Origin of the sequence: Agrobacterium sp. CNPSo 2736, assembly GCF_004005385.1 — a bacterium.
GTDB lineage: Bacteria > Pseudomonadota > Alphaproteobacteria > Rhizobiales > Rhizobiaceae > Agrobacterium > Agrobacterium leguminum.
In genome coordinates this window covers 15,122-40,205 of sequence record NZ_RZTX01000012.1, presented here as the reverse complement: position 1 = coordinate 40,205, position 25,084 = coordinate 15,122, and the positions used below count along the sequence as shown (strand labels likewise).

The window sequence follows — 25,084 nt, the reverse complement described above, 5'->3', positions numbered from 1 at the left end:
GCAGGCCCTGTTGCTTGCAGGTGCCGTAAGCCTCTTCCATTTGATCTGTGGATTGTCATAAAAACTTAATCGAACTGACAAATCCGGTAGAGGACTTCTTAAGTCTTGTCGATCATTCATCGCCCTCATGAAATTTCACAAACGAGGGTTGAATGTTTTCGCTGGTCTCGACGTTCAAAATAGCGCATCGCGTGTCCATGCTGGCGCTGGCCGCGCTGTGCGGTATCGCCGTCATCGCGGGCATGCTGCTCTGGCAAAGACAGATGGAGGCGCGTTATCGCGTCGCTGAAGATGCATTGATCCAGAGGGACGGCGTGTTGACCACACTGGTGGATGCCCTGTATGAAAGCCGCCTGAACCAGAAGGATTTCCTGCTGTCGAGAGATATGAATTCCGTCGCGCAGTTCGACCAGACGATGGGGAAGGTCGAGCAATCCGTCGCTTCCCTTGACAGCGGTGCCGCACCGCAGACGCGTGCGAAACTCGAGGCGCTCGCGCAGGGTGTCGTTGCCTATGGCGATCGCATGAAGGCGCTGGTCGCCAAGAACGCGGAACTGGGTCTCACGCCTGCCGAGGGCCTTGAGGGCGCCATGCGCAATGGCGTGCATTCCATCGAAAAACTCATCGACGTCGTCGCCAATGCCGAAATCCGCGCCAGCATGCTGATGATGCGCCGGCACGAAAAGGATTTCATCCTGCGGCGGGATGGGGCCTATGTCGCAAAACATGCCGCCGAGGTAGAGACCTTCAAGGCGCTGGTGAAGCTGGAATATCGGCCGGGCGCGGAGCGTCAGCGCATCATGGATGCACTGGAAATATATACCGCCTCCTTCCGCTTTTATGCTCAGGCCGTGCTGGAGGAGGAGAAGGCGCGCGAAACCGTCGCCTCCGCCTATAATGCGCTGCTGCCCGTCGTCGCAGAGATTTCCACCATTTACCGGCAGGAGCGGGAGGCAAGCGCTCTCGAGAACAGCGCTGCGGCGGATAGAACGGTTTCGATTGTCGTCGCCCTTATCGCGCTCACCGTCGCGAGCCTTTTTGCCGGGGTCTATTTCATCGGCCGTTCGATAACCCGCCCAGCGACCGCGATTACCGGAGCGATGCGCCGTCTGGCCGAGGGCGAAACGGAATTCGCCGTTCCCGGTCTGCACCGCCGGGACGAATTCGGCGCCATGGCCCATGCACTGGAAATCTTCCGGCAGGCGGCCATCGCAAAAATCGAACTGGAGACGCAGGCGCTCGCAGCCCGGCAGCAGGCCGAAGCCGAAAAGGCGCGATTCCAGCGCGAGGCGGAAACCGAAGCGCAGGCAAGGCTGATGCAGGCGACGACCGGCCTTGCGGCCGCACTTCGCCGCCTTGCAGACGGCGATCTCTCTTTCGAACTGAACGAGCCTTTCGCCCCGGATTTCGAACCCCTGCGTCACGATCTCAACCGGACGATCCGCCAGCTCGATGCCGCCATGTCCGGCGTCGTGCAGTCGAGCGTGGCCATCGATGGCGGCAGTCAGGAAATCAGCCAGAGTGCCGCCGATCTCGCCCGCCGCACCGAGCAGCAGGCCGCCTCGCTGGAGGAAACCGCCGCCGCGCTGGATGAGCTGACGGCGAATATCCGCATATCGGCGGAGCGTGCGGTGGAAGCCCGTGCGGTCGCCCATTCGGCCGACGAGGACGCCAACCGCACGGCCGACCTCGTTGTCGATACGATCATGGCAATGGAAAAGATCGAGCAATCGTCAGGCCGGATCGGCAATATCATCGGCGTCATCGACGAGATTGCCTTCCAGACCAACCTTCTTGCGCTCAATGCCGGCGTGGAGGCGGCGCGCGCAGGCCAGGCGGGGCGCGGTTTCGCCGTCGTTGCGCAGGAGGTCAGGGAGCTGGCGCAGCGCTCCGCGAAGGCCGCCGCCGAAATCAAGCTGCTTATCCATGCCTCCGGTACAGAGGTGAAGGACGGCGCGCGCTTCGTGCGGGAAACCGGCGCGGCCCTGTCGCGCATCGGCGGCTCGGTGAAGACGATCAACGACCATATCGAAGCCATCGCCGCCGCGACGAACGAGCAGTCGCTGGGGCTCTCCGAGATCAACACCGCGGTCAATCATCTCGATCAGGGCACGCAGCAGAACGCCGCCATGGTCGAGGAAAACAATGCCGCCAGCGCCATGCTGGCGGGCGAGACGGCGCGTCTCAAGCAACTGGTCCATCAATTCCGTCTGGGTGATGCGGAAATGCTGGAATATGGCGGGCGCGAAGCGGCCTGAGGCATACGATCGCAGACATCGAAAGCGGGCGCGCAACTTGCGGCCCGCTTTTTTGCTGTTTATAGGTGAGTTACTCACCACGGACCCGGTGAAATTCCGGGTGGCTCTTCTGGCCGCCGATCCGCCAGACAACGCAAAGCACCGACATTTCATTTCAATCTACCGGACCTGGCTCCGGCCGGTGCGTCATTCTTTGCGAAAAAATCAAATGAACAGATTTCAGACTTACAGACGTGAGTGGTTTTCCAATATTCGCGGCGATCTCCTTTCCGGCATCGTCGTGGCGCTCGCCCTCATTCCCGAAGCCATCGGCTTTTCCGTCATCGCCGGCGTCGATCCGAAGGTGGGATTGTTTGCCTCCTTCGCCATCGCCTGCGTTTCCGCCTTCACCGGCGGCAGACCCGGCATGATCTCGGCGGCAACCGCCGCCACCGCCGTCCTGATGGTTACGCTCGTCAAGGAACACGGGCTGCAATATCTATTCGCCGCCACCATTCTCATGGGCGTGCTGCAAATTCTGGCGGGCCTTGTGAAACTCGGCCGGGTGATGCGCTTCGTCTCGCGCTCGGTCATGACCGGCTTCGTCAATGCGCTGGCGATCCTGATCTTCATGGCGCAATTGCCCGAACTGATCGGCGTGCCGGTCGAGACCTACGTCATGATCGCGGCCGGTCTTGCGATCATCTATCTCTTCCCGCTGGTCACCAAAATCGTTCCGTCGCCGCTGGTCGCCATCATCGTTCTCACCTGTGTCGCCGTCTTCTCCGGCATGGATATCCGAACGGTCGGCGATCTCGGTGAATTGCCCTCAACACTGCCGATATTCGCCCTGCCGCAGGTGCCGCTGACCTTCGAGACGCTGCAGATCATCTTTCCCTATTCCGTCGCGCTCGCCGCCGTCGGTCTTTTGGAATCGCTGTTGACGGCGCAGATCGTCGACGACATGACGGATACGGGAAGTAACAAGAGCCGGGAATGCATCGGGCAGGGGACGAGCAACATCGCCTCTGCCCTCATTGGCGGCATGGGCGGCTGCGCCATGATCGGCCAGTCCGTCATCAATGTCAGCTCCGGGGGGCGGGGCCGCTTGTCCACCTTCGTCGCGGGCGCGTTCCTGCTGTTCCTCATTCTGGTGCTGGATGATCTTGTGCGCATCATTCCCATGGCCGCGCTGGTGGCGGTGATGATCATGGTCTCCATCGGCACCTTCTCGTGGCGCTCCATTCTCGATCTGCGCCGAAACCCGCCATCCTCCAGCATCGTCATGCTGGTGACGGTCGGCACGGTGCTTGCCACCCACGATCTTGCAAAGGGCGTGCTGGCCGGCGTCCTTCTCTCCGGTGTGTTTTTTGCAGGCAAGGTGTCGAAACTCTTCCATGTCCGGCCGGAGCTTTCAGCCGATGGCCGGGAGCGGATTTATCGCGTCGATGGCCAGATTTTCTTCGCCTCGACGGAAAGCTTCATCGCCGCCTTCGATTTCGCCGAGGAGGTTGAGGCGGTGACAATCGATGTCACGCAGGCGCATCTGTGGGATATTTCCGCGGTCGGCGCTCTGGACAAGGTGGTCCTGAAATTCCGCAAGGCCGGCAAGCGGGTCGAGGTGATCGGCGTCAACGAGGCGAGCGCCCACATGATCGACCGCTTCGCCCTGCACGATAAACAGGATGGTGCTGCCGCGCCGCTGCACTGAGCGCAAAAGAAAAGCCCCGGCATGACCGGGGCTTTTTTAGTTTTATTCGTTTGCCGTCACCGTCACACCGAGCATTTTCGGCAGGGTGTTCGGCGCGCCCATCGCAGCGCCCATGATCATCGGGAACGGAACCGGCTTTTCCGGCTCCGCCGTGATCGAGAAGTTCTTCGGATTGTCGATATAGGCGTTGACGGCCGCCGACACCATGTTCTGCAGTTCCGGCACGTTGAGCGAGGCCATCATGATCGGGGCCATGCCCTTGATGGTCTGGGCAAGCTGATCGCCCGTCATGCCCTGCTGGCTTGCCGCATAGTCGATGGCGCGCTTGGTGATGCTGGCGTCTTCGAAGCTGATCTCGGCGTTGATGAAGGAGAGCTGCTGCATCAGGCCGAGCATGGCAAGGCTTGCCGCCTGATCCGCCTGTTCCTTGTTCGGATTGGCGGCCTGCGCCTTCACCGTCTCCTGCATCGACTTGATGAAGTCGAGCGTGTAGCCGGAGAAACCGAACGACATGTTCAGGCGGCCGACATCATCGAGGTCGATGGCATATTCTTCAACATCGATAGTACCGGAGGCCACTTCCCAGCTGCCGCTCATGGTCATGTCGCCGGAAAGCGCCTGCAGCTTCAGCTTTTCGATCGCGTCCTTCGTGCCCGGATCGGTCACTTCGCTGAGATCGGCCTTGAAACCGGATGCGTCGAGTTCGAAGCCGATCGAGGCCTTGTCGTCGCTGACGGACATGGTTGCGGTGCTTTCTTCGAGCGAGAAAGCCGGCTTGCCGTCGATGGAAACGGAAACCGGGCCGCTATGTGCTTCGTCGTAGAACATCAGCGCATCGACGGTGCCGGTGGTGGAGTCTGCGGGAATGACGAGGCCGGACATGTAGATGTCGCTTGCCTTGATCTCCACGTTTTCCTGTTTGTAATCGATATTGTCGAAGCGGGCGTTCTTGATCTTGTAGCCGCCGTTGTTTTCCTCGACGCCTTCGAGCGTCACATTACCGACCGGGATCTTCTTGGCCGGATCGGCGACTGCGTTGAAGGTCACGCTGTTCAGGGTCACTGTCGAGCCGTTGACGGCGACGGAACCGGCAGCGATCTCGCCGCCCTGTGCGGCATAAGCCGCATTGATCTTCTTCAGCACATCCCCGCCATCCAGCGCGAAAGCCGGCGCGGAAAGCGTAAGAAGCGCGGCGCTCGCGAAAAGAACCTGCCGGGTGGATTTCAGTCTCATGATGTTTCTTCCCTCAACGTACGGCTGTGCACCGTGTTCGAATTCGAATGCTGATACTTATATTCGCGATTATTCAAAGGTCTATAGGATTTAGATCGATTCCCATGACGGCGGCATTGCGGCATTTGCAACGCGGTTAACAAAAAATCGCATGAAAGGGTTGCTTTCATCCACAGGTGCGACCCCCGAATTTCTTGCCGGGAATCGGCATTTCCGCTAGTCAAGCACCATGGGAAAAAATCTTGTACCTCCGTCCGGCGGAGACGATAACATTCATCCGGTCGATTTGAAGGCGGCGCTTGAAGAGCGCTACCTCGCTTACGCCTTGTCCACGATCATGCATCGTGCGCTGCCGGATGTGCGCGACGGCCTGAAGCCGGTTCACCGCCGCATCATTCACGCCATGAGCGAAATGGGCATCCGCCCCAACTCGGCTTTCAAGAAATGCGCCCGTATCGTCGGTGACGTGATCGGTAAATTCCACCCGCATGGCGACCAGTCCGTCTATGACGCGCTGGTGCGTCTCGCGCAGGATTTCTCGCAGCGTTATCCGATTGTCGACGGGCAGGGCAATTTCGGCAACATCGACGGCGACGGCGCTGCCGCCTATCGTTACACCGAAGCGCGCATGACCGAGGTTGCGGCGTTGCTGCTCGAGGGCATCGGCGAGGATGCGGTGGATTTCCGCGCCACCTATAACGAGGAAGACGAGGAACCGGTCGTCCTGCCGGGCGCTTTCCCGAACCTGCTCGCCAATGGCGCCTCCGGCATTGCCGTCGGCATGGCGACATCGATCCCGCCCCACAATGCCCACGAACTTTGCGATGCGGCGCTTTACCTCATCAAGCACCCCGATGCGACGGTGGAAAAGCTGGTGGAATTCATTCCCGGCCCCGACCTTCCGACCGGCGGCGTGATTGTCGAAAGCCGCGAGAATATTCTCGATGCCTACAAGACCGGTCGTGGCGGTTTCCGCGTGCGCGCCAAATGGGAAACGGAAGATCTCGGCCGCGGCGGTTACCAGATCGTCATCACCGAAATTCCTTTCCAGGTGCAGAAATCGCGCCTGATCGAGAAGATCGCCGAGTTGCTGATTGCCCGCAAGCTGCCGCTTCTCGAGGATATTCGCGATGAATCGGCCGAAGACGTGCGCATCGTGCTGGTGCCGAAGAGCCGCACCGTCGATGCGACGCTGCTGATGGAATCGCTGTTCCGCCTGTCCGACCTCGAAAGCCGCCTGCCGCTCAACATGAACGTGTTGTCGCTCGGCAAGGTGCCGAAGGTGATGGCGCTGAACGAGGTGCTGAGCGAATGGCTGGCGCACCGCAAGGATGTGCTGGTCCGCCGTTCCCGCCATCGTCTGGCCGCCATCGACCGCAGGCTGGAAATTCTGGGCGGCCTGCTCGTCGCCTATCTCAATCTCGATGAGGTCATCCGCATCATCCGCGAAGAGGATGAGCCGAAACAGGTGATGATGGCCAAGTGGTCGCTCACCGACAATCAGGCCGAAGCCATCCTCAACATGCGGCTGCGCAACCTGCGCAAGCTTGAGGAGTTCGAAATCCGCAAGGAGTTCGACGACCTCAGCAATGAGAAGGCCGAGATCGAGGCGCTGCTCGCTTCCGATGAGAAGCAGTGGCAAACCGTCGCCTGGGAAATCGGCGAGGTCAAAAAGAAATATGCCAAGGCAACCGAAATCGGCCGCCGCCGCACGCAATTCGCGGATGCGCCGGATGCCGATATCGAGGCCATCCAGCAGGCGATGATCGAAAAGGAACCGGTCACCATCGTCATCTCGCAGAAGGGCTGGATCAGGGCGTTGAAGGGGCACATGTCCGACACCTCGTCGCTCACCTTCAAGGAAGGCGACGGACCGAAACTCGCTTTCCCGGCGCAGACGACCGACAAGCTGCTGCTGCTGACGACAGGCGGCAAGGCCTATACGCTTGGCGCCGACAAGCTGCCGGGCGGGCGCGGCCATGGCGAGCCGATCCGCATCATGGTCGACATGGAGAACGATCAGGACATCCTGACCGCCTTCGTACACGATCCGTCGCGCAAGCTGCTGCTCGTCTCCACGGCCGGCAACGGTTTCATCGTACCCGAGAGCGAAATGGTCGCGAATACCCGCAAGGGCAAGCAGATCATGAATGTCTCGATGCCGGATGAAGCCAAGCTCGCCGTGCCGGTCACGGGCGACCATGTCGCTGTCGTCGGCGAAAACCGCAAGCTCCTGGCCTTCCCGCTTTCGCAGGTGCCGGAAATGTCGCGCGGCAAGGGCGTGCGCCTGCAGCGCTACAAGGATGGCGGCGTCGTCGACGTCAAATGTTTCGCGCTTGCCGAAGGCTTGTCATGGTCCGACACGGCCGGGCGTCTCTTCAACAAGGTGGGTGAAGAACTGCGCGAATGGCTTGCCGACCGCGCAACGGCGGGCCGCACCGTGCCGAAGGGCTTTCCGCGTAGCGGGAAATTTGGCGGCTGATATTTGAATGTCGTCCCGGGGCTGTCCCGGGACGTTTTCAATCTCATGTGTTGGGCAATCAAACCATCGAGTGCTTATGACTTCGCGAGCGCTTTTAAAGCAGTGGTACTTGCGCATCGCTTGCCGTGCATGTTCCAGCTGACGATCAAAGTCACCTGTTGCTTCTTCGTTCGGGCTCTCAGCAGTTCGCAATTCAAGTACGGTGCCGTCAGTTCCTAAGCTGAGAACGTCGCCAATCTTCCAGCCAAGCCGTTCAAGCATATCCTTCGGGATTACAACGCCTGCCTCTTCACCGATCTCGCAAATGGTTGATTTCATCTGAAATACTCCAAGTTTGATTGGAGTTTAGCATGCGATTTTGACGGTTGGACCAACCGTTACTTTTCTTCCGGCGTATAAACTTCCCACCCGCGCGGTGTCAGATGTTCCTGCGGATGGTAGCGGGTCTTGTAACCCATCTTTTCCGAACCATCGACCCAGTAGCCGAGATAGACATGCGGCAGGCCAAGCGCGCGGGTGCGGCTGATGTGGTCGATGATCATGAAGGTGCCGAGCGAGCGTTTTTCCAGATCGGGATTGAAGAAGGAATAGACCATCGAGAGGCCGTCGCTCATCACGTCGCTGAGCGCCACGGCCAGAAGTTCGCCACGCTTGCTGGAATCGATGCCGGAGCCGGGCTCGCGCACGCGATATTCGATGATGCGGGTGTTCACATGCGTGTCTTCCACCATGATCGCATAATCCAGCGCCGACATGTCGGACATGCCGCCAGACTGGTGGCGGTGGTCGAGATAGCGGCGAAACAGGGCGAATTGTTCGGTGGAGGGCTCGGCGGCGTGAACGGTGGCGACGACATCCCTGTTGGCGGCAAGAACGCGCCGCATCGATTTCGTCGGCTGGAACTGTTCGGTCAGGATGCGCACGGAGACGCAGGCGCGGCAGTTTTCGCAGGCCGGGCGATAGGCGATGTTCTGCGAGCGCCTGAAGCCGCCCTGGGTCAGAAGATCGTTCATTTCCGAAGCGCGCGGGCCGACCAGATGGGTGAAGACCTTCCGCTCCATCTGGTTCGGCAGATAGGGGCAGGTGGCCGGCGCCGTAAGATAGAATTGGGGAGAGGGCGTCGCCTGCGTGTTCATCGAACCGTGATCGCCTCCTGCGTCTGTTATGAAAGCGCGCCGCGATTTCACGGGGTTGGCGGCGGCGCTTCAAGCGACATGCATAATGTCACAGAATGGCAAAATGCCGGAAAACGTCAACTGCGAGATGCGGCATTTGCGGGGTTTGAAAGCCACGTTTGCGTGGCTTTCCGCAATATCAGCGCGTTCTGACGATGACGGTGCCGAGCAGGAAGTCGTGAACGAGGCGCGAACGCTCGGTAAACAGGCCTGCAAGCAGGATCAGCGGCGTCAAAACCGAGTTGATGACCCAGAAAAGCACGATGTGAACGGTCGACAGCAGGAAATCGATTCGTCGCCCGTCCATACGCGCCATGGCGATCCCCATCGCCCGCATGCCGGGGGTCGCCTGCGAAGGGCCGCCGAGCGTCATGCCGAAATAAAGCACCGCAACGATGACGAACAGCGCCGGATAGAGGAAGAAGCCAAGGCCGAGGGTAATCACGCCAAGAAAGAAAACGATGACCGCGGCCGGGATACACAGCAGGAGAACGATCGCATAATCGATCAGGAATGCGAAGACCCGCCGGCTCAGGACGCCGCTATAGGCGCGCCAGTCATCCGGTGCGGCATAAGTGGGGTTCTGGTCGAGGCTCATCGGTCGTTTTCTCCTGAGAGGGTATGACAGCGCGGCATGAGTGCCGTGTCAGCAGACAATATGGGAAGAAAACGACCGAATACAATAAGTGCGGGCGTCAGCCCTTTGCGAGTTTGCGTGCGGCATCGATGGCGAAATAGGTCAGAACGCCATCGCAGCCCGCGCGCTTGAAACAGAGAAGCGTTTCCATCATCACTCGCTCACCATCGATCCAGCCATTCATGGCGGCAGCCTTGATCTGGGTATATTCGCCAGACACCTGATAGGCGAAGGTCGGCAGGCCGAAATTCTCCTTCAGCCGCCAGCAGATGTCGAGATAGGGCAGGCCGGGCTTGACCATCAGCATATCCGCACCTTCTTCCACGTCGAGGGCGGCATCGCGGATCGCTTCCATGCCGTTGGCAGGGCTGATGTAATAGCTGTTCTTGTCGCCCTTCAGCAGGCCGGCCGTGGAGATGGCCTCGCGATAGGGACCGTAATAGCCGGAAGAGAATTTCGTCGCATAGGACATGATGCCGACATTCTGGTGCCCGGCGGCATCGAGACCGCGACGGATGGCGCCGATACGGCCATCCATCATTTCCGATGGAGAAATAATGTCCGATCCCGCTTCCGCCTGAAGGATCGCGGCCTTGATAATCTGTTCCACAGTCTCGTCATTGACGATCTCGTCGCCGCGCAGAATGCCGTCATGGCCGTGGCTGGTGAAGGGATCGAGCGCGACATCGGTGATCATGCCGATATTTGGAACGGCTTTCTTGACGGCGATGGTTGCCTGATTAATGAGATTATTCGCCTCGAGCGCGTTGGAACCGGTCTCGTCGCGCAACTCCATTTCGATGTTCGGGAAGGTCGCGATTGCCGGAATGCCGAGATCGGCGGCCTCTTTCGCGGCTTCGACCAGTTTGTCGACGCTCATCCGGTTGACGCCCGGCATCGCCGGAATGGGATCGAGAATATTGCTGCCCGGCACGATGAAGACCGGCCAGATGAGATCGTCGACGGTGAGGCGGCTTTCCTGCACCAGACGGCGCGTCCAATCCGCCTTGCGATTGCGCCGCATGCGGCGATGGCCGGTGATCTCGTCGACCAGATGCGTTTTGTCCTGCATGTAAGAATGTCCTTCGATCAAATTTGGAAAGCTGCATAGCATGAAGCTTGGCCCATGCGAATGCGACAATCTTCCCTCATTGGCGTCCTGCGATGACGATGATGCTTTGACAAGGCAGGCGGCGGGATTCAATATGGGCTGGTCGCCCGTTCGTCGAGACCGTATCTTCCGGCCATGGAACCTGATTCTCAACCTCTGCCGAAACGCCCGCTAACGGAAATCCTCTTTCTGGTCTTCATGAGGCTGGTCGCGGTTTCCTGTTTCTGGTTCGGCCTGCAATATTGGGCGATGCTGACGGGCTATTCGCTTGGGGGCCATGGGCGTTTCGATATGCTGAACCTGCCCTGGCGCGTGGCCGGCAGCGCGCTGGCCGTTATTTTCCCTGTCGCGGCACTCGGCCTCTGGCTCGGGGCCTCCTGGGGCGCGGTCATGTGGGTCATGGGCGCAGGTGCGCAGATCGCCATGTATAAGGTGTGGCCGCATATCTTCGGCGCCAACACGCTGGTGCCCGTCATGCACGGCCTTGTGGCAACCATTTATATACTATTCCTGGTCGCTTTCTGGCTGGATCAGCGCCAGAATGAAGAACGCGCAAGAATTGATTTACCATAAGAATAAAGCAATTCGGCCTGGTTTTGGGCCGCATTTCATGGCTAAGTCATTGATTTGTAATAGATGGCCTTGGGCCATTCCCGCTTCGCCACAAGTTGGGCCCCCCGGGGAAAATGCAGGTAACCATTTGTTAATCGTAGCTTTTAAGTAGAATTTTATGCGCATTGATTAGGTTCTCACTCAAGGCGGGAGACAAACAAACACACCGCCAAACAAAACAGTGAGGCAGTCATGATCAATAGCAAAGTTAAGCCCCAGGCCGTTGTTGCCGATGCACATGAAGATACCATCCGCTCGCTCTACATGGAGTCGCTGCACCTGGTGGAACGTCTCCACCGCCGCCTCCTCGATGTCATCAAGGATGAGTTCGACCGTCAGGGTCGCGATGACGTCAACGCAGTTCAGGCCCTGCTGCTGTTCAACATCGGCAATTCCGAACTGACGGCCGGCGAGCTTCGTTCGCGTGGTTATTACCTCGGCTCGAACGTCTCTTATAACGTCAAGAAGCTGGTCGATCTCGGTCTCATCAACCACCAGCGCTCGCGTGTCGACCGCCGCTCGGTCCGCATCAGCCTGACGGAAAAGGGCCAGGAAATCGCCGAAACGGTTGCCCGCCTTTATGAACGCCACGTCGGCTCGATCGAAAAGGTCGGCGGCATCGGCACCGGCGAGTTCTCCGAAATGAACAAGCTGCTGCAGCGCCTCGATCGCTTCTGGAACGACTCGATCGCTTACCGCCTGTAATAGCGCGACGGTTTCACTGTTTAAGCCGGGGGCATGTTTTTGCTCCCGGCTTGCGGATTCCGCGCCGGGCGTTTTTGCCTGTCAAGCCCAGCCCTTCTTCGAGCCTTCGCCCTGTTTCTCAGGCGAACAAAGCTTCGTGAGGTGAGGCCCGTGACACGAATCGGCCATATTGATATGGGACCGGCAAGGGTGAAGGAGCCGGCTGTTTCTCCTGCTGTCGCGGCAAGTCCCGACCGTTCTGCCAGACAATGGCGCCCAATGGATGGGTGTTGAGTATTACCAGCCGGCAGACACGTTGTATGTGTTTGTTAATCATATTGATTTAGGCATTGTTGAGAATGCCGAAGAGAGTGGCTGGTAGGTAGAATGACAAAGAAATCCGTTTCCGATTCCGTATCGCGCCGCGCGCTTCTGCGTTCGGCCGTTTCCGTTGGCGCTGCCGCGCTTGCCGCGCCGGCCTTTGCGCAGAACGCGCTCAACGATCTCATGGGCTCTTCGCGCCGCGGCAACTGGGATGACCAGTTCGACGCCAATACGTCGCGTTCGGCCGTGGGCGTCGTTTCCAACAATCCGGTTCTCGGACGCGAAGCGCCGGTCTACATGCAGCAGGCGATCATGCAATATCAGCAGATCGTGCAGAATGGCGGCTGGCCGGAAGTGCCCGCGTCCCAGCAGCGTCTCCAGATCGGCGTCTCCGATCCTTCCGTACAGGCGCTGCGCCAGCGACTGATGGTGTCCGGCGACCTGCCGCGCGAAGCCGGCATTTCCAGCGCCTTCGATAGTTACGTCGATGGCGCGCTGAAGCGTTTCCAGGCCCGTCATGGCCTTCCGGCAGATGGCGTCAGCGGCGAATACACCACGAAGGCGCTCAATGTTTCCGCGCAGATTCGTCTGGCGCAGCTGCAGACCAACCTCGTTCGCATCCAGTCCATGTCGGGCGATCTCGGCCAGCGTCACCTGATGGTGAATATCCCGGCCGCAGCCATCGAAGCCGTTGAAAATGAACGCGTCGTGCTGCGCAACACGGCTGTCGTCGGCCGCGCCAGCCGCCCGACCCACGTCATCAACTCCAAGATCTACGAGGTCATCCTCAACCCTTACTGGACCGCGCCGCGCTCGATCGTCGAAAAGGACATCGTGCCGCTGATGCAGAAGGACCCGACCTATCTGGAGCGGAACAACATCCGCCTCATCGACGGCAAGGGGCAGGAAGTTTCGCCGACCGCGGTCGACTGGTTCGCGCCGAAGGCTCCGAACCTGATGTTCCGTCAGGACCCGGGCAAGATCAATGCCATGTCGTCCACGAAGATCAACTTCCACAATCCGAACAACGAATATATGCACGATACGCCGCAGCAGGGCCTGTTCAACAAGCTGATGCGTTTCGAATCCTCCGGCTGCGTGCGCGTGCAGAACGTGCGCGACCTGACGAGCTGGCTGCTGCGCGACACGCCCGGCTGGTCGCGTCAGGAAATGGAGCGCGTCATCGCCACCCGCGTCAACACACCGATCAAGCTGGCGCAGGAAATCCCGGTCTATTTCGTCTACATCACCGCGTGGTCGGCGAAGGACGGCGTGGTGCAGTTCCGCGACGACATCTATGAAAAGGATGGCAATGCCGAACTGGCGCTCAACACCACGAGCGGCATGGAACAGCCCGCCGGCCCGGTGGATGACGATCTGTTGCCGCGCAACTGATCCGGCATCCATTTCATTCAATCACCATGAGCCGCACCTTCGGGTGCGGCTTTTTTCTTGGCGATTTTCTGAAAACCTCTGTCGTTTTTTGTCGCAACGTCGCAGTTTGACGGGCAAATCTCGCTGCCCGTATTGCTCTTGTCGGGGCAGGGCGCTAAGACGCCATCGCATTACTGTTTCAGGAGCCTTCACCATGTCGAACACAGATGCTTTCTTCTCCCGTCCGCTTGCCGATGTCGATCCGGAAATTTTCGGCGCGATCGAGAAGGAACTGGGTCGCCAGCGCCACGAGATCGAACTGATCGCCTCGGAAAACATCGTTTCCCGCGCCGTGCTCGAAGCGCAGGGTTCGATCATGACCAACAAATATGCGGAAGGTTATCCGGGCAAGCGTTATTACGGCGGCTGCCAGTTCGTCGACATCGCTGAAGAACTCGCCATCGAACGCGCCAAGAAGCTGTTCGGCGTCAACTTTGCCAACGTCCAGCCGAACTCCGGTTCGCAGATGAATCAGGCCGTGTTCCTCGCGCTGCTCCAGCCGGGCGATACCTTCATGGGTCTAGATCTGAACTCGGGAGGCCATCTGACGCATGGTTCGCCGGTCAACATGTCCGGCAAGTGGTTCAACGTCGTTTCCTACGGCGTGCGTGAAGGCGACAACCTGCTCGACATGAACGAGGTGGAGCGCAAGGCCAAGGAACACAAGCCGAAGCTCATTCTCGCCGGCGGCACCGCCTATTCGCGTGTCTGGGACTGGAAGCGCTTCCGCGAGATCGCCGATGAAGTCGGCGCCTATCTGATGGTTGACATGGCCCACATCGCCGGTCTCGTCGCCGGTGGCCAGCATCCGTCGCCGTTCCCGCATTGCCATGTTGCAACGACGACGACGCACAAGTCGCTGCGCGGCCCGCGCGGCGGCATGATCCTTACCAATGACGAGGATCTTGCGAAGAAGTTCAACTCGGCGGTATTCCCCGGCCTGCAGGGCGGCCCGCTGATGCATGTCATCGCCGCGAAGGCCGTTGCCTTCGGTGAAGCGCTGAAGCCCGAGTTCAAGGACTATGCCGCACAGGTCGTCAAGAACGCCAAGGCGCTGGCTGAAACGCTGGTCGAAGGCGGTCTGGATGTCGTCTCCGGCGGCACCGATAACCACCTGATGCTGGTCGATCTTCGCAAGAAGAACGCCACCGGCAAGCGCGCGGAAGCAGCGCTCGGCCGCGCCTACATCACCTGCAACAAGAACGGCATTCCTTTCGATCCGGAAAAGCCCTTCGTCACCTCCGGTGTCCGTCTCGGCACGCCGGCCGGCACGACGCGCGGTTTCAAGGAAGCGGAATTCCGCGAAATCGGCAAGCTGATCGTCGAGGTTCTCGATGGTCTGAAGGTTGCCAATTCGGATGAGGGCAACGCCGCCGTCGAGGCTGCGGTGCGTGAAAAGGTCGTCGGCCTGACGGACCGTTTCCCCATGTATCCGTACATGTAAGAGAAAGGACGAAGATGCGCTGCCCTTTTTGCGGTTCTGAAGACACGCAGGTCAAGGACTCGCGTCCGGCGGAGGACAATACCTCCATCCGCCGGCGGCGCATCTGCCCCGATTGCGGCGGCCGCTTCACGACCTATGAGCGCGTGCAACTGCGCGAGCTGATGGTCATCAAGAAAAGCGGCCGCAAGCTGCCCTTCGACCGGGAAAAGCTGGTGCGGTCCTTCGAGATCGCGCTGCGCAAGCGCCCGGTCGATCGCGACCGGATCGAGCGTGCCGTCTCCGGCATCGTTCGCCGCCTGGAAAGTTCCGGCGAGACGGAAATTCCCTCGGAAGAAATCGGCCTGCAGGTTCTCGAGGCGCTGAAGAGCCTCGATGACGTGGCCTTCGTGCGTTACGCCTCGGTCTATCGCGATTTCAGCCATGCCGAGGATTTCGAGAACGTGATTGCCGAAATCAACGCCAAGATCGCCCGCGATACGGACGCCGGAGTCTAGCCGTGACCACCCGCGCCGATGACGAAAGATTCATGGCCCGGGCAATCGAGGTTTCTCTTCGCCATCAAGGTCAGACGCTTACCAATCCCTCCGTCGGCTGTGTTCTCGTCAAGGACGGGAAAATCATCGCCGAAGCGGTGACTGCCATCGGCGGTCGACCCCATGCCGAACGTCAGGCGCTGGAAATCGCCGGCGAGGCGGCACGCGGCGCGACCGCCTATGTGACGCTCGAACCCTGTTCCCATTGGGGCAAGACCCCGCCCTGCGCCAATGCCCTGGTGGAATACGGCGTCGCCCGCGTCGTGGTGGCGGTGGATGATCCGGACGAGCGTGTTTCCGGCCGTGGTTATGCGATTTTACGCGATGCCGGCATTGTCGTGGAAACCGGCCTGCTGCGTGATGAGGGTAAGAGGGCGCTTGCCGGTTACCTCACACGCCAGATGAAAAAACGCCCGCATGTGATTCTGAAGCTTGCCGTTTCCGCCGATGGCATGATCGGCAGGAAAGGCGAGGGGCAGGTGGCGATTACCGGTCCCGAGGCGCGCCATGCCGTGCATGAACTCCGGGCGCGTTGCGATTGTATCCTTGTGGGAATTGGCACGGCGATTACCGACGATCCGGAACTGACGGTGCGTATTGCCGGCATGGAGCAGCGTTCCCCGGTGCGGATCGTGCTGGATCGGCAGTTTGAGTTGCCGCTGACATCGAAGCTGGTGAAGACAGTGCGGGAGGTGCCGGTGATCGTTGCGGCGTTACCCCCCTCTGCCCTGCCGGGCATCTCCCCCTCAAGGGGGGAGATCGGCAAGGGGCTGGCCGCTCGCTTAAATTTCGACTCCACCTCTCATTCGTCAACCTTCAAGGTCGGGCAAGGCAGCGCCCCATCGATCTCCCCCCTTGAGGGGGAGATGCCCGGCAGGGCAGAGGGGGGTAGCCGCGACCGCCGCCGCCAACTTCTCACCGACGCCGGCGTCCAGATCCTCGAAGCCCCAACGCTTGAAAACCTCCTCCACATCCTCGCCGAAAGCGGCATGTCGGAACTTCTGGTCGAAGGCGGCGCCTTTGCCGCAAAATCATTCCTTGAAGCGGGGCTGGTGGACCGTATCATGCTGTTCGAAAGCCCGGTCGTGATCGGTGAGGGCGGCATTGAAACGCCGCTTCACCGTGCCGATATTCCGGGCGACTATGCTCTGGTTAGCGAGACCGCCTATGGGCGGGATCGCTGCTTCGATTATGAAAGGCCGATTTGATGTTTACCGGAATTGTCACCGACGTCGGAACCGTTTCCGAGCTGGAAGCTCTGGCCGAAGGCGTGCGTCTGCGGGTGGCGACCAATTACGATCCCAAGACCATCGATATGGGCGCGTCCATCTCCCATGGCGGCGTCTGCCTGACGGTGACGAGACTGCCGGAAGATGGCAGCAATGAGCGCTGGTACGAGGTCGAGGCCTGGGAAGAGGCGCTGCGCCTGACGACGATTGCCGGTTGGGAAAAGGGCACCCACGTCAATCTGGAGCGGGCGCTCAAGATCGGCGATGAGCTTGGCGGCCACATCGTTTCCGGCCATGTCGATGGCAGGGCGGAAATCCTTTCGGTGGAATCGGAAGGCGAGGCGGTGCGCATTCGCCTGCGCGCGCCGGAGCATCTGGCGAAATTCGTGGCGCCCAAGGGTTCCGTGGCGCTCGACGGCACCTCGCTGACCGTCAACGCCGTCGAAGGCACGGATTTCGACGTTCTGCTGATCCGCCACACGCTGACCGTCACCACCTGGGGCGAACGCCAGCCGGGCGATTTCGTCAATTTCGAAGTCGATACCATGGCGCGTTACGCCGCAAGGCTTGCGGAATTTCCATCGGCATGAACTGGAGTGCTGGCTCGGTGGTTTATTATCGCTGACACCTCTTCGTCTCGTCATTCCGGCCTTGAGCCGGAATCCAGCCAGCCCAAGTCCTTGGGCTGAAAAGAGTTTTCCCGCCGTGCAGACGCACGTCGACCGGATTCCGGCTCAAGGCCGGAATGACGGAAGGGCTTTATTGTCGTCCGACATTGCGACAGATCAATTCTTGTCCGACACTCCCGCTTCCGGTTGACGCGCAAACGTTATAAAGACGTCTTTAGGGCCAAACGGGGTAGGGGAAATACATCATGCCTTCCTTCGAACTGCTGACAGCCTTTTTCATAACCACCGCCTTGTTCGCCTATATCCCCGGTCCGGCCATGCTTTATGCGGCGGCGCAGACCATGGCGCGCGGACGGTTTGCCGGGCTGATGGCGGTGCTTGGAATCCATGTCGGCTGCTATTTCCACATCTTTGCCTCTGCCGCAGGTCTTTCGGTGCTGTTTCAGGCCGTGCCGTGGCTTTATCTGGCGGTAAAGCTGTGCGGTGCGCTGTATCTCATCTGGCTCGGCTTCTCGATGCTGCGCAGCAAGCTCGAAGGTGAGGCCGTCAATCTGACCATTGAACCGAAATCGGCGCGCCGCGCCTTTATCGACAGCATCATCGTCGATGTGCTCAATCCGAAGACGGCGCTGTTCTTTCTGGCCTTCCTGCCGCAATTCGTGGACCCTGCGGCAGCCTTTCCGGTCTGGCTGCAATTGCTGATCCTCGGCATCGCCGTCAATTTCATTTTTTCCTCGGCCGATCTTGTCGGCGCGCTTCTTGCGGGCGCCATGGTCGGGCGTTTGAAGCGTTCCGGCGCGGTGCAGGTGCTTGCCCGCCGCGTTGCCGGAACGGTGCTGATGGGGCTCGGCGTCCATCTCGCCTTCCAGAAAACCTGAAAGTCGCGAAGCCGCGCCGGGTGGTGTAAAACCTCGCCAAATGCCTTACAGACGCGGCCCCTTGCGCCGCTGACACATGAAATTACTTGCCAAAAACGGCCAGCCGTGGTTTGACCGCCGCAAAAGCCGGTATGATCCGGCATCGAGCTTTTCAGGAAAATATCATGTCCAAACCCCATCTTCTTATCGTGGAAGCACGTTTTTACGACGATATGGCGGATGCCCTTCTCGAAGGCGCGAAATTCGCGCTCGATGAAGCCGGCGCCACCTATGACGTCATCACCGTTCCGGGCGCGCTGGAAATCCCCGCCGCCATCGCCATGGCGCTTGACGGTGCTGACAATGACGGCACGGAATATGACGGTTTCGTTGCGCTCGGCATGGTCATTCGCGGCGAGACCTACCACTTCGACATCGTCTCCAACGAATCTTCCCGCGCCCTGATGGATCTTGCCGTCAGCGAATCGCTGCCGATCGGCAACGGCATCCTCACCGTCGAGAATGACGAGCAGGCATGGGCACGCGTGCGCCGTTCCGACAAGGACAAGGGCGGTTTTGCGGCGCGTGCGGCGCTGACGATGATCGAGCTGAAGAAAAAACTGGGTGGCTGAACGCATGTCGAATGTTGAAAATGGCGGCGAACCGCGCCAGCCTTCGGTAAAGCCCGCCAACCAGCGCGGCGCGGCCCGCCTTGCCGCCGTGCAGGCGCTTTACCAGATGGATGTCGGCGGAACCGGCGTCATGGAAGTCGTAGCCGAATACGAGGCGCACCGTCTCGGGCAGGAAGTCGACGGCGATACCTATCTGAAGGCCGACCCGTCCTGGTTCCGTTCCATCGTTTCCGGCGTCGTCCGAGATCAGACGAAGATCGACCCGCTGGTGCGCTCCGCCCTTCTGGAGGACTGGCCGCTGTCGCGTCTCGATGCCACCGTGCGCGCCATTCTGCGTGCAGGCACTTTCGAGATTCTGGAGCGCAAGGACGTGCCGGTCGCGGTCATCGTCACGGAATATGTTGAAATCGCCCGTGCTTTCTTCGAGCATGACGAGCCCAAGCTGGTGAATGCGGTGCTTGACCGCATTGCCAAGCAGGTGCGCGGCGAGGCAAAACGCTGAAATAAAAAGATGAGGAAGAGATGAGCGCGGTTTCCGTCCCCGGACTTGAAGTTCAACTGGACGAGGCGAAGCGCAACGTCTTCCTCCTCACCATCGCGCAGGCGATCATGGGATCGGCCGCGCCCTTAAGCTTTTCAGTCGGCGCGCTTGCTGGCTATCAGCTGCTTGGCGCGGACAAGTCGCTGGCGACCGCGCCTCTCACCGGCTTCAATATCGGCGTTGCGCTCGGCGCGATCTGCGTGGCGGCTGCATCCCGCTTCCTCGGCCGCAAGACAGGCTTCATGGTCGGCGCGCTGATGTGCTCCATCGGCGGCGGCATTGCCGCCGTGGCGCTCTTCCGTTCGGATTTCTGGCTGTTTGCCGTCGGCCTGCTGCTGATCGGCATTTCCGGCGGCTTTACGCAAAAAATCCGTTTCGCCGCAGCCGACGCCTCTCCATCCTTTTACAAGCCGAAGGCGATCTCCTGGATTCTGGCGGGCGGCATCATTTCCGCCATTGTCGGGCCGCAACTCGCCATCTTCGGCAAGGACCTGCTTGCGCCGGTCACCTTTGCCGGCGCTTTTCTGGCGCTCGTTCCGCTCGGCCTCGTTTCGATCGCCATTCTGGCGTTTCTGAAACTGCCCGATCCCAAGGCGGCCGCCGCCCATGTCGAATCGGTAAGGCCGCTGTCGGAAATCGTCCGCACGCAGCGTTTCGTCACCGGCATGATCTGCGGCATCGGCTCTTACGCCTTGATGACCTTCATGATGACCGGCGCACCGCTCGCCATGGTGGTCGGCTGCGGTTTCCCCACCGAACTCGCCACGCTCGGCATCCAGTGGCACGTTCTCGCCATGTTCGGCCCCAGCTTCTTCACCGGCATGCTGATTTCCCGATTCGGTGCGGAAAAAATCGTGGCAGTCGGCCTCATCGTGCTGATGGCCTGCGCCATCGTCGCCCATATGGGCATAGAGCTGTGGAATTTCTGGGCGGCGCTCATCCTGCTCGGACTCGGCTGGAATTTCGGCTTCATCGGCGCAACCGCCATCATCACCTCCAGCTACCGCCCGCATGAGGCGGACAAGGTGCAGGGTTTCCACGATATCGTGCTGTTTGGCACCGTGGCGCTGTCATCCTTCTCTTCCGGCAAGGTGTTTACGGCCTGGGGCTGGTCGGTGATGAACCTCGTCATCTGGCCGGTTGCCGGGCTTTGCCTTCTGCTTGTCCTGTCGCTCGTCCTGACAAGCCGCAAAAAAGCAGCCTGAGTCGCGCGCCGCACTCTACTCCTTTCAAGTTTCAGGCAAATTTGTGGGCTTGACGCGGCACCTCGCGCCAACGCAATCTCCGCTCCGAGGACATTTTTCCTTGGGAGGGGAACAAATGCCCAAGACGGGATTTGGGACAGGCCGTCCGCATCTCCCTGCACAAGGTTTCGCCACGCCGGGGAGGGAGTGAGACCCGGCCTTTTGGGAGGTAAGTGCGCATGACCGTAATACCCATAGTAATTTTATGTGGTGTCCTGTCCGTGGTTTACGCGGTATGGGCCACCAAGAGCGTTCTCGATGCCGATCAGGGCAACGAGCGTATGCGTGAAATAGCAGGTTTTATCCGTGAAGGTGCGCAGGCTTATCTCACCCGTCAATATCTCACCATCGCCATCGTCGGACTGATCGTCGCCATTCTGGCCTGGTATCTTCTGTCATCCATGGCGGCCATCGGCTTCCTCGTCGGCGCGGTGCTTTCAGGCGTCGCCGGCTTCGTCGGCATGCATGTCTCCGTGCGCGCCAACCTGCGCACCGCGCAGGCCGCCTCGCACAGCCTTTCCGCCGGTCTCGACATCGCCTTCAAGTCGGGCGCCATCACCGGCATGCTGGTTGCCGGTCTCGCGCTGCTCGGCGTTTCCATCTATTATTTCATCCTGACCTCGGTGATGGGCCATCCGGCCGGATCGCGTGAGGTGATCGATGCGCTGGTGTCGCTCGGCTTCGGTGCATCGCTGATCTCCATCTTCGCCCGCCTCGGCGGCGGCATCTTCACCAAGGGTGCGGATGTCGGCGGCGATCTCGTCGGCAAGGTCGAGGCTGGCATTCCAGAGGATGACCCGCGCAACCCGGCAACCATTGCAGACAATGTCGGCGACAATGTCGGCGATTGCGCCGGCATGGCGGCTGACCTCTTCGAGACCTATGCCGTCTCTGTCGTCGCGACCATGGTTCTCGCCGCAATCTTCTTTGCCGGAACGCCGATACTGGAAAGCGCCATGGTCTACCCGCTGGCGATCTGCGGCGCCTGCATCCTGACGTCGATTGCCGGCACCTTCTTCGTGAAGCTCGGCACCAACAATTCCATCATGGGCGCGCTCTACAAGGGTCTCATCGCCACCGGCGTGTTCTCGGTCGCGGGTCTTGCGGTCGCCACTCATGCGACGGTTGGCTGGGGCACGGTGGGCACGGTGGCCGGCATGGAAATCACCGGCACCAATCTCTTCTTCTGCGGATTGGTCGGCCTCGTCGTGACGGCGCTGATTGTCGTCATCACCGAATATTATACCGGCACCAACAAGCGCCCGGTCAACTCCATCGCCCAGGCATCGGTCACGGGGCATGGCACCAACGTCATCCAGGGCCTTGCGGTCTCGCTGGAATCGACGGCGCTGCCGGCCATCGTCATCGTCGGCGGCATCATCGGCACCTACCAGCTCGGCGGGCTGTTCGGCACCGGCATCGCGGTTACCGCCATGCTGGGTCTGGCGGGCATGATCGTGGCGCTCGACGCCTTCGGCCCGGTCACGGACAATGCCGGTGGTATCGCCGAAATGGCCGGTCTCGATCCTGACGTACGCAAGGCGACCGATGCCCTGGACGCCGTCGGCAACACCACCAAGGCCGTCACCAAGGGGTATGCTATCGGCTCTGCCGGTCTCGGCGCACTGGTGCTGTTCGCCGCCTATGCCAATGACCTTTCCTACTTCGCCGCCAATGGCGATACCTATCCCTACTTCAAGGATATGGGCGAGATTTCCTTCAGCCTCGCCAATCCTTACGTAGTTGCCGGCCTGCTTTTCGGCGGCCTCATCCCCTATCTCTTCGGGGGTATCGCCATGACGGCGGTGGGCAAGGCGGCAAGCTCGATCGTCGAGGAAGTGCGCCGCCAGTTCCGCGAAAAGCCGGGCATCATGGCCGGAACGGAAAAGCCGGATTACGGCAAGGCCGTGGACCTGCTGACACGGGCGGCGATCAAGGAAATGGTCATCCCATCGCTCCTGCCGGTCCTGGCGCCGCTTGTCGTTTATTTCGGCGTGTTGGCCATTTCCGGCTCCAAGGCGTCGGCCTTCGCGGCACTTGGCGCATCGCTGCTTGGCGTCATCATCAACGGCCTTTTCGTGGCGATTTCCATGACCTCCGGTGGCGGCGCATGGGACAATGCCAAGAAGAGCTTCGAAGATGGTTTCATCGACAAGGACGGCGTGCGCCACGTCAAGGGTTCGGACGCCCACAAGGCGTCGGTGACGGGCGATACGGTCGGCGATCCCTATAAGGATACCGCCGGTCCCGCCGTCAACCCGGCGATCAAGATCACCAATATCGTGGCCCTGCTGCTGCTTGCGGTTCTTGCCCACTGAGGGCTTATGTTCCGAACAATGAAAAAGGCCCGGGGAGCGATCCCCGGGCCTTTGAATTTTCCGTTTCTTCTTCCGATCAGGGGGTGTTGTTGCCCTGACCGAGAATGCTCTTGGCGATATTGGCGCCCGAGGTGCCGCCGGAGAGCAGCTGCTGCAGGAAGGTGAGGTCCTTGCCGCCCGTCGGCGTGGTGCGCGAAATCGTGTCGAAGACCTTGCCGTCCTGCAGCGTATAGTTGGCCTTGCGCTCGATCACGCCGTCCTTGTTGAAATAGATCGCGAGAATGTTCTGCTCGACCAGCGCCGGCTTCATGAAGGCCGCGCGGCGCACGCGCTTCTGCGAGATGTAATAGAAAACCTCGTTGCCGAAGGTCGCGGTGGTGGAGGGCGTGCCCATGGTCAGCAGAACCTGCTCGCGGCTCGAACCTTCCGGGATCAGCTGCAGCGACTGTTCGTCCATGACGTAGCCGTTATGGAACACATCGGTCGTGCTGCTGCAGGCGGAAAGCAGGCCGGATGCGAGCACGATTGCGATGGCGGTCTTGCTCAGAACATTGCCGTGACTTGCGGATTTCTGCTTGCTCAACTGCTTTTCCCCGACTGCGATCATGAATGGCACCTTCCGGCATTGCGTGGTGCACAGTGTCTGTGCACATGATTGTGTCAATCCGGGGACGGAAAATCCCGGTCACTCCCCAAATTCAATGCTTTCCCGGTCTTTTGGAACTCCTCCGGTTCTCTTCGACTGTTTCAGGCGAAAGACGAACGTGACCGCGACAGCATTGCAATTCGTGGATGCTTCGGTAAACCAGCTTTGACGATCATGCAACAAGGGCGATGGGCGGTAAGCGAATTCACCCGTCCCGTTCGGAAAAAAAACGATGATATTCGGGCTGTTCAAGAAGAAAAACAACAATCGCGCCATTGTCGACCGGCAATATGCGACTTTGACCGCCGCTGCCCGCACGCCCGCTTTCTATCTCGATCTCGGTGTTCCCGATACGGTCATGGGCCGCTTCGAGATGCTGTCGGTCATCATGATTCTCTATTTCCGCCGCACCAAATCCTCCGATGTCAGCGGGCAGGAAATTGCCCAGGAGATCGTCGACGCCTTTTTTCAGGACCTCGATCATTCCATTCGCGAACTGGGAATCGGCGATCAGGGCGTGCCGAAGCGCATGAAGAAATTCGCCGGCATGTTCTATGGGCGGCTCGAATCCTATGCGGCGGCGCTGGATGCTTCCGACCGCGTTGCCCTTGCCGCCGCGCTCCGGCGCAATATATATCCGCAGGTAGATGAGAAGGCGCCCGATATGGAGGGGCTGGCAGGCTGGATGATGGACGCATCCACGCAACTTGCCGCCCAGTCCGAAGACACAATAGCAACCGGAAGCCTGACGCTGCCCTTGCCTGGACGATGAGGTTCACGATGAACGCGCGACACCCTGCAAATGACGACCTGCCTTTTTCCTATCCCGTAAAGGTAGGCCATATTTCCGCCAATCCGGTCAGGATTGGTCTCGAAGCCAGTGCTGAGGAACTGAAGGCGCTGGCGAAATTCTGGAATGTGGTTTCCGTCGAATATCTGAAGGCGGAGCTGCAGGTTTCCCGCTGGAAGAAGGATGGCGTGAAGATCAAGGGCGAAGTGCATGCCGCGGTAACGCAATCCTGCGTCGTCACGCTGGAGCCGATCTCGAGCAAGATCGACGAGGCCGTCGAGCAGATTTTCGTTCCGGAAGGTTCGAAACTGGCGCGCATGGTGACCAATGAGGAAGGCGAGATCGTGCTCGACCCCGACGGCCCGGATATTCCCGACCAGTTCACCGGCGACAGCATCGATGTCGGCGCCGTGGTTGCCGAATTTGCAGCGCTCGCGATCGATCCCTATCCGCGCAAACCGGATGCGGAATTTCCCGAAACGGCCGACAGGCAGCCAGAGGAAGAGAAGCGTCCGTCGCCTTTTGCCGTGCTGAAAGATTGGAAAAAAGACTGAATGGCCCAGCCGGGCTGAAATAATTTT

Annotated in this window: 22 protein-coding genes and 1 other annotated feature; of the genes, 17 read left to right on the top strand and 5 right to left on the bottom strand. The window is 60.0% G+C overall.

Annotated elements, in window-relative coordinates:
* Positions 1 to 152: 152 nt before the first annotated feature.
* Together EM858_RS18615 and EM858_RS18610 are read left to right on the top strand one after the other, a co-directional pair.
* The gene (locus EM858_RS18615; protein WP_127757576.1) at positions 153 to 2,258 is read left to right on the top strand and encodes a HAMP domain-containing methyl-accepting chemotaxis protein; all 2,106 of its coding nucleotides are present in this window, start codon (positions 153 to 155) and stop codon (positions 2,256 to 2,258) included.
* A gap of 78 nt (positions 2,259 to 2,336) precedes the next feature.
* Positions 2,337 to 2,392 (top strand) — a sequence feature (sul1 is cis-regulatory element that is thought to sense ions involved in sulfur or methionine metabolism; They are found in Alphaproteobacteria).
* A 74-nt stretch (positions 2,393 to 2,466) separates the two neighbouring features.
* A complete protein-coding gene (locus EM858_RS18610) occupies positions 2,467 to 3,948 on the top strand; it encodes a SulP family inorganic anion transporter (RefSeq protein WP_127757575.1) in 1,482 nt (493 codons plus the stop codon).
* A 42-nt stretch (positions 3,949 to 3,990) separates the two neighbouring features.
* On the opposite strand, the gene EM858_RS18605 is transcribed toward EM858_RS18610, so the two are convergent.
* The gene (locus EM858_RS18605) at positions 3,991 to 5,181 is read right to left on the bottom strand and encodes a hypothetical protein (protein WP_127757574.1); all 1,191 of its coding nucleotides are present in this window, start codon (positions 5,179 to 5,181) and stop codon (positions 3,991 to 3,993) included.
* A 229-nt stretch (positions 5,182 to 5,410) separates the two neighbouring features.
* Here EM858_RS18605 and parC point away from each other — a divergent pair, with 229 nt between their 5' ends.
* The gene (gene parC, locus EM858_RS18600) at positions 5,411 to 7,663 is read left to right on the top strand and encodes a DNA topoisomerase IV subunit A (protein WP_127757573.1); all 2,253 of its coding nucleotides are present in this window, start codon (positions 5,411 to 5,413) and stop codon (positions 7,661 to 7,663) included.
* Between the two features lie 377 nt (positions 7,664 to 8,040).
* Here the strand turns inward: parC and EM858_RS18590 are convergent, their stop codons facing one another.
* From EM858_RS18590 to hemB, 3 genes are all read right to left on the bottom strand, one after another.
* The gene (locus EM858_RS18590) at positions 8,041 to 8,799 is read right to left on the bottom strand and encodes an arginyltransferase (protein WP_127757572.1); all 759 of its coding nucleotides are present in this window, start codon (positions 8,797 to 8,799) and stop codon (positions 8,041 to 8,043) included.
* Between the two features lie 178 nt (positions 8,800 to 8,977).
* Entirely contained in the window at positions 8,978 to 9,436 is a 459-nt protein-coding gene (locus EM858_RS18580) for an RDD family protein (RefSeq protein WP_035217820.1), read from the bottom strand.
* Between the two features lie 97 nt (positions 9,437 to 9,533).
* Positions 9,534 to 10,547 (bottom strand): porphobilinogen synthase, encoded by a 1,014-nt coding sequence (gene hemB, locus EM858_RS18575; protein WP_127757571.1) that lies wholly within the window; start codon positions 10,545 to 10,547, stop codon positions 9,534 to 9,536.
* A 174-nt stretch (positions 10,548 to 10,721) separates the two neighbouring features.
* Here hemB and EM858_RS18570 point away from each other — a divergent pair, with 174 nt between their 5' ends.
* The 12 genes from EM858_RS18570 to EM858_RS18510 all read left to right on the top strand — a co-directional run bounded on the left by EM858_RS18570 (position 10,722) and on the right by EM858_RS18510 (position 23,067).
* The gene (locus tag EM858_RS18570; RefSeq protein ID WP_003496683.1) at positions 10,722 to 11,159 is read left to right on the top strand and encodes a DUF6163 family protein; all 438 of its coding nucleotides are present in this window, start codon (positions 10,722 to 10,724) and stop codon (positions 11,157 to 11,159) included.
* 234 nt (positions 11,160 to 11,393) lie between these two features.
* Positions 11,394 to 11,903 (top strand): MarR family winged helix-turn-helix transcriptional regulator, encoded by a 510-nt coding sequence (locus EM858_RS18565; RefSeq protein WP_026363448.1) that lies wholly within the window; start codon positions 11,394 to 11,396, stop codon positions 11,901 to 11,903.
* 366 nt (positions 11,904 to 12,269) lie between these two features.
* Complete coding sequence (locus EM858_RS18560) at positions 12,270 to 13,601, top strand: murein L,D-transpeptidase (protein ID WP_003520799.1); 1,332 nt, start codon at positions 12,270 to 12,272, stop codon at positions 13,599 to 13,601.
* Between the two features lie 193 nt (positions 13,602 to 13,794).
* A complete protein-coding gene (gene glyA / locus EM858_RS18550) occupies positions 13,795 to 15,084 on the top strand; it encodes a serine hydroxymethyltransferase (protein ID WP_127757569.1) in 1,290 nt (429 codons plus the stop codon).
* A 14-nt stretch (positions 15,085 to 15,098) separates the two neighbouring features.
* A complete protein-coding gene (gene nrdR / locus EM858_RS18545) occupies positions 15,099 to 15,578 on the top strand; it encodes a transcriptional regulator NrdR (protein WP_003496675.1) in 480 nt (159 codons plus the stop codon).
* A gap of 2 nt (positions 15,579 to 15,580) precedes the next feature.
* Positions 15,581 to 16,825 carry a bifunctional diaminohydroxyphosphoribosylaminopyrimidine deaminase/5-amino-6-(5-phosphoribosylamino)uracil reductase RibD gene (ribD, locus tag EM858_RS18540; protein WP_127757568.1) on the top strand — a complete coding sequence of 415 codons (1,245 nt, stop codon included), beginning with the start codon at positions 15,581 to 15,583 and terminating at the stop codon, positions 16,823 to 16,825.
* A complete protein-coding gene (locus EM858_RS18535; protein ID WP_127757567.1) occupies positions 16,825 to 17,436 on the top strand; it encodes a riboflavin synthase in 612 nt (203 codons plus the stop codon). The genes ribD and EM858_RS18535 overlap by 1 nt, the downstream gene beginning before the upstream one ends.
* A 284-nt stretch (positions 17,437 to 17,720) precedes the next feature.
* Positions 17,721 to 18,353, top strand: coding sequence for a LysE family translocator (locus EM858_RS18530; RefSeq protein ID WP_127757566.1), 633 nt, complete (start codon positions 17,721 to 17,723; stop codon positions 18,351 to 18,353).
* A 164-nt stretch (positions 18,354 to 18,517) separates the two neighbouring features.
* Positions 18,518 to 18,964: a 6,7-dimethyl-8-ribityllumazine synthase gene (locus tag EM858_RS18525; protein WP_020809943.1), complete on the top strand. Its 447-nt coding sequence runs from the start codon at positions 18,518 to 18,520 to the stop codon at positions 18,962 to 18,964.
* A gap of 4 nt (positions 18,965 to 18,968) precedes the next feature.
* Complete coding sequence (nusB, locus tag EM858_RS18520) at positions 18,969 to 19,466, top strand: transcription antitermination factor NusB (RefSeq protein WP_004441180.1); 498 nt, start codon at positions 18,969 to 18,971, stop codon at positions 19,464 to 19,466.
* Between the two features lie 20 nt (positions 19,467 to 19,486).
* Positions 19,487 to 20,710, top strand: coding sequence for an MFS transporter (locus EM858_RS18515; protein ID WP_080817238.1), 1,224 nt, complete (start codon positions 19,487 to 19,489; stop codon positions 20,708 to 20,710).
* Between the two features lie 218 nt (positions 20,711 to 20,928).
* Complete coding sequence (locus EM858_RS18510; RefSeq protein ID WP_127757565.1) at positions 20,929 to 23,067, top strand: sodium-translocating pyrophosphatase; 2,139 nt, start codon at positions 20,929 to 20,931, stop codon at positions 23,065 to 23,067.
* Positions 23,068 to 23,143: 76 nt separating this feature from the next.
* Here EM858_RS18510 and EM858_RS18505 read toward each other — a convergent pair whose 3' ends face one another.
* On the bottom strand, positions 23,144 to 23,674 hold the full coding sequence (locus EM858_RS18505) for an outer membrane protein assembly factor BamE (protein ID WP_003520808.1): 531 nt from the start codon (positions 23,672 to 23,674) through the stop codon (positions 23,144 to 23,146).
* Between the two features lie 271 nt (positions 23,675 to 23,945).
* Here EM858_RS18505 and EM858_RS18500 point away from each other — a divergent pair, with 271 nt between their 5' ends.
* Together EM858_RS18500 and EM858_RS18495 are read left to right on the top strand one after the other, a co-directional pair.
* Positions 23,946 to 24,485, top strand: coding sequence for a ubiquinol-cytochrome C chaperone family protein (locus EM858_RS18500; RefSeq protein WP_127757564.1), 540 nt, complete (start codon positions 23,946 to 23,948; stop codon positions 24,483 to 24,485).
* An 8-nt stretch (positions 24,486 to 24,493) separates the two neighbouring features.
* On the top strand, positions 24,494 to 25,057 hold the full coding sequence (locus EM858_RS18495) for a DUF177 domain-containing protein (protein ID WP_080818748.1): 564 nt from the start codon (positions 24,494 to 24,496) through the stop codon (positions 25,055 to 25,057).
* Positions 25,058 to 25,084: the final 27 nt, after the last annotated feature.

What these genes read in the sequence shown, in the direction of transcription:
- EM858_RS18615 (WP_127757576.1), top strand. Translation starts at nt 153, where the DNA reads ATGTTTTCGCTGGTCTCGACGTTCAAAATAGCGCATCGCGTGTCCATG.
- EM858_RS18610 (WP_127757575.1), top strand. Translation starts at nt 2,467, where the DNA reads ATGAACAGATTTCAGACTTACAGACGTGAGTGGTTTTCCAATATTCGC.
- EM858_RS18605 (WP_127757574.1), bottom strand. Translation starts at nt 5,181, where the DNA reads ATGAGACTGAAATCCACCCGGCAGGTTCTTTTCGCGAGCGCCGCGCTT.
- parC (WP_127757573.1), top strand. Translation starts at nt 5,411, where the DNA reads ATGGGAAAAAATCTTGTACCTCCGTCCGGCGGAGACGATAACATTCAT.
- EM858_RS18590 (WP_127757572.1), bottom strand. Translation starts at nt 8,799, where the DNA reads ATGAACACGCAGGCGACGCCCTCTCCCCAATTCTATCTTACGGCGCCG.
- EM858_RS18580 (WP_035217820.1), bottom strand. Translation starts at nt 9,436, where the DNA reads ATGAGCCTCGACCAGAACCCCACTTATGCCGCACCGGATGACTGGCGC.
- hemB (WP_127757571.1), bottom strand. Translation starts at nt 10,547, where the DNA reads ATGCAGGACAAAACGCATCTGGTCGACGAGATCACCGGCCATCGCCGC.
- EM858_RS18570 (WP_003496683.1), top strand. Translation starts at nt 10,722, where the DNA reads ATGGAACCTGATTCTCAACCTCTGCCGAAACGCCCGCTAACGGAAATC.
- EM858_RS18560 (WP_003520799.1), top strand. Translation starts at nt 12,270, where the DNA reads ATGACAAAGAAATCCGTTTCCGATTCCGTATCGCGCCGCGCGCTTCTG.
- glyA (WP_127757569.1), top strand. Translation starts at nt 13,795, where the DNA reads ATGTCGAACACAGATGCTTTCTTCTCCCGTCCGCTTGCCGATGTCGAT.
- nrdR (WP_003496675.1), top strand. Translation starts at nt 15,099, where the DNA reads ATGCGCTGCCCTTTTTGCGGTTCTGAAGACACGCAGGTCAAGGACTCG.
- EM858_RS18535 (WP_127757567.1), top strand. Translation starts at nt 16,825, where the DNA reads ATGTTTACCGGAATTGTCACCGACGTCGGAACCGTTTCCGAGCTGGAA.
- EM858_RS18530 (WP_127757566.1), top strand. Translation starts at nt 17,721, where the DNA reads ATGCCTTCCTTCGAACTGCTGACAGCCTTTTTCATAACCACCGCCTTG.
- EM858_RS18525 (WP_020809943.1), top strand. Translation starts at nt 18,518, where the DNA reads ATGTCCAAACCCCATCTTCTTATCGTGGAAGCACGTTTTTACGACGAT.
- nusB (WP_004441180.1), top strand. Translation starts at nt 18,969, where the DNA reads ATGTCGAATGTTGAAAATGGCGGCGAACCGCGCCAGCCTTCGGTAAAG.
- EM858_RS18515 (WP_080817238.1), top strand. Translation starts at nt 19,487, where the DNA reads ATGAGCGCGGTTTCCGTCCCCGGACTTGAAGTTCAACTGGACGAGGCG.
- EM858_RS18510 (WP_127757565.1), top strand. Translation starts at nt 20,929, where the DNA reads ATGACCGTAATACCCATAGTAATTTTATGTGGTGTCCTGTCCGTGGTT.
- EM858_RS18505 (WP_003520808.1), bottom strand. Translation starts at nt 23,674, where the DNA reads ATGATCGCAGTCGGGGAAAAGCAGTTGAGCAAGCAGAAATCCGCAAGT.
- EM858_RS18500 (WP_127757564.1), top strand. Translation starts at nt 23,946, where the DNA reads ATGATATTCGGGCTGTTCAAGAAGAAAAACAACAATCGCGCCATTGTC.
- EM858_RS18495 (WP_080818748.1), top strand. Translation starts at nt 24,494, where the DNA reads ATGAACGCGCGACACCCTGCAAATGACGACCTGCCTTTTTCCTATCCC.